The organism is Achromobacter sp. 2789STDY5608621 (assembly GCF_001299375.1).
Lineage (GTDB): Bacteria > Pseudomonadota > Gammaproteobacteria > Burkholderiales > Burkholderiaceae_B > Achromobacter > Achromobacter insuavis.
Genome location: NZ_CYTU01000033.1, coordinates 1 through 2,178 on the forward strand (window position 1 = coordinate 1; position 2,178 = coordinate 2,178).

A 2,178-nucleotide genomic window follows, 5' to 3' on the forward strand; every position below is an offset into this window, starting at 1 on the left:
GGCCGCGGCCGCCGCGCCCGCCGCCGCCAATGGCGAAGCGGCCGCGCCGGCCGACGCCGCCGCCGCTCCGGCGCCGCATGTGTACGCGCCGTTCGTCGGCGCCATCGACGAAGTGCGCCTGTCGCGCGTCGCCCGTCCCGCCGCGCTGATCCTGGCCGACGCGATCTCGCAGGGCGCCGAATCGCGCCTGGTGGCCTACGGCACCGACGAGGAACAGTCGGGCTTCGGCTTCGGCGGCCTGGGCTTCCTGCTCAAGGCGGTGCCGATCGACGCCTGGGTCATCATCGCCATCCTGGTGCTGATGATGGTGCAGTCGTGGATCATCATGATCAAGAAGAGCCGCAACGTGGCCCGCGTGGCGCGCGCCAACGAGGTCTTCCGCGAGTCCTTCGCCAAGGTCGGCCAGCGCCTGGAACTGCTGGCCGACGACAAGGCCCTGGCCCAGCGCCTGGAGCACGCCTCGCTGTGGCGCCTGTACCGCGTGGCCATCAACGAAATCCGCACCCGCCGCGAGCAGGGCGCGGATACCAGCTCGATCTCGGCCGCCACCATCGAAGCCATCCGCGCTTCGCTGGACGCCGTGCGCACCAAGGAAAACCAGCTGCTGGGCGCCAAGCTCGGCGTGCTGTCCAACGCCATCGCCGGCGGTCCGTACATCGGCCTGCTGGGCACCGTGCTGGGCATCATGGTGGTGTTCCTGGGCACCGCCATGGCGGGTGACGTGAACATCAACGCCATCGCCCCGGGCATGGCCGCCGCGCTGCTGGCCACCGCCATGGGTCTGTTCGTCGCCATCCCGGCGCTGTTTGGCTACAACCGCCTGGTCTCGCGCAACAAGGAAGTCAGCGCCGACATGCGCGTGTTCGTCGACGAGTTCGTGACGCGCCTGGCCGAAGTGCATGGCGAAAGCCAGGCCCAGGAAGCCGCCCACCACAGCGCCGCCCGCGCGCCCGCCGCCAGCCGTCCGGCCGTGCGCGACGCGCAGCCGGCCGCCGCCGAAGCATAAGGAGAGGACTGCCATGGCTTCCGTATCCGCTTCCCAGGACGATGACGACGACGCGCCCGTGGACGGTATCAACATCACGCCGCTGGTCGACGTGCTGATGGTCGTGCTGGTCATGTTCATCCTGACCGCCACGGCGCAGATCGCCGGCATCAAGGTCAACCTGCCCAAGGCCAGTTCGTCCATCGCCCTGTCGCAGCCCAAGACCAAGGCCATTTCCGTCAACGACGCCGGCCAGGTGTTCCTGGACGCCTACCCGGTGACCCTGCCCGAGCTGGAAGACCGGCTGCGCACGGAGAAGGCACTGAATCCCGACTTTCCGGTGATCGTGCGCGGCGACTCCGCCGTGCAGTACCAGAAGGTGGTGGAAGTGCTGGACCTGCTGCGCCGGCTGGAACTGGCCCAGGTCGGGCTGGTCACCGGCAAGCCGAAATAAGGGGCCGAGGCGACTGTCATGCCGCACCACGCATCCGATTCCCCGCGCACCCCCCATCCCGCGCGCCGCTGGCTCAAGCTGGCGGCGGTCGCGGTGGTGTTGATCGCGGCCGCCTACGCGCTCTGGCGCTGGGCCAACGACATGGCCGGGGTGCGCCGCGACGCGCCCAAGGTCACCGCGATCATCCCGCTGCCGCCGCCTCCGCCGCCGCCGCCCGAGCCGGAAAAGCCGCCGGAGCCCGAGCAGCCCAAGGAAGAGCCGGTGGCCACGCCCGAACCCGAGCCGCAGCCCACGCCCGAACCGCCCAAGCCGCAGGACGAGGCGCCGCCGCGTCCGTCCGACGACTTGGCCAACCCGATGCAGATCGACGGCGATGCCCAGGCGGGCAGCGACGCCTTCAACATCGGCGCCGGCCAGGGCAAGGGCATGGCGGGCGGCGGCGGTGGCCGCGCCGGCAACGCCACCTACAGCCAGTACCTCGCCTACGCGCTGCAGAAGATCCTGCGCGAAGACGAGCGCACGCGCAATCTGACCTTCCGCCTGCAAGCCAACATCTGGCTCACGGCCAGCGGCCAGATCACGCGTGTCGAACTGACCCGTTCCAGCGGCGATGCCGACGTCGACGCCCGCGTGGTGGCGGCGTTGCGCGCGGTGCCGGGCCTGGATGAACGTCCGCCGGCCTCGGCCAGCATGCCGATCCGGGCATCGCTGACCGGCCGCCGCCCCTCCTGAAGTGCTG

General features: G+C 70.6%; 3 protein-coding genes. All 3 read left to right on the forward strand.

From position 1 onward, the window contains the following. Nucleotides 1–1,006: MotA/TolQ/ExbB proton channel family protein (locus AOZ53_RS23885; RefSeq protein WP_231690673.1), on the forward strand; the 1,006-nt coding region annotated here is incomplete at its 5' end. 13 nt (nucleotides 1,007–1,019) lie between these two features. Next, the gene (locus tag AOZ53_RS23890) at nucleotides 1,020–1,439 is read left to right on the forward strand and encodes an ExbD/TolR family protein (RefSeq protein ID WP_054431806.1); all 420 of its coding nucleotides are present in this window, start codon (nucleotides 1,020–1,022) and stop codon (nucleotides 1,437–1,439) included. Nucleotides 1,440–1,457: 18 nt separating this feature from the next. After that, complete coding sequence (locus tag AOZ53_RS23895) at nucleotides 1,458–2,171, forward strand: TonB C-terminal domain-containing protein (RefSeq protein WP_006390100.1); 714 nt, start codon at nucleotides 1,458–1,460, stop codon at nucleotides 2,169–2,171. Nucleotides 2,172–2,178: the final 7 nt, after the last annotated feature.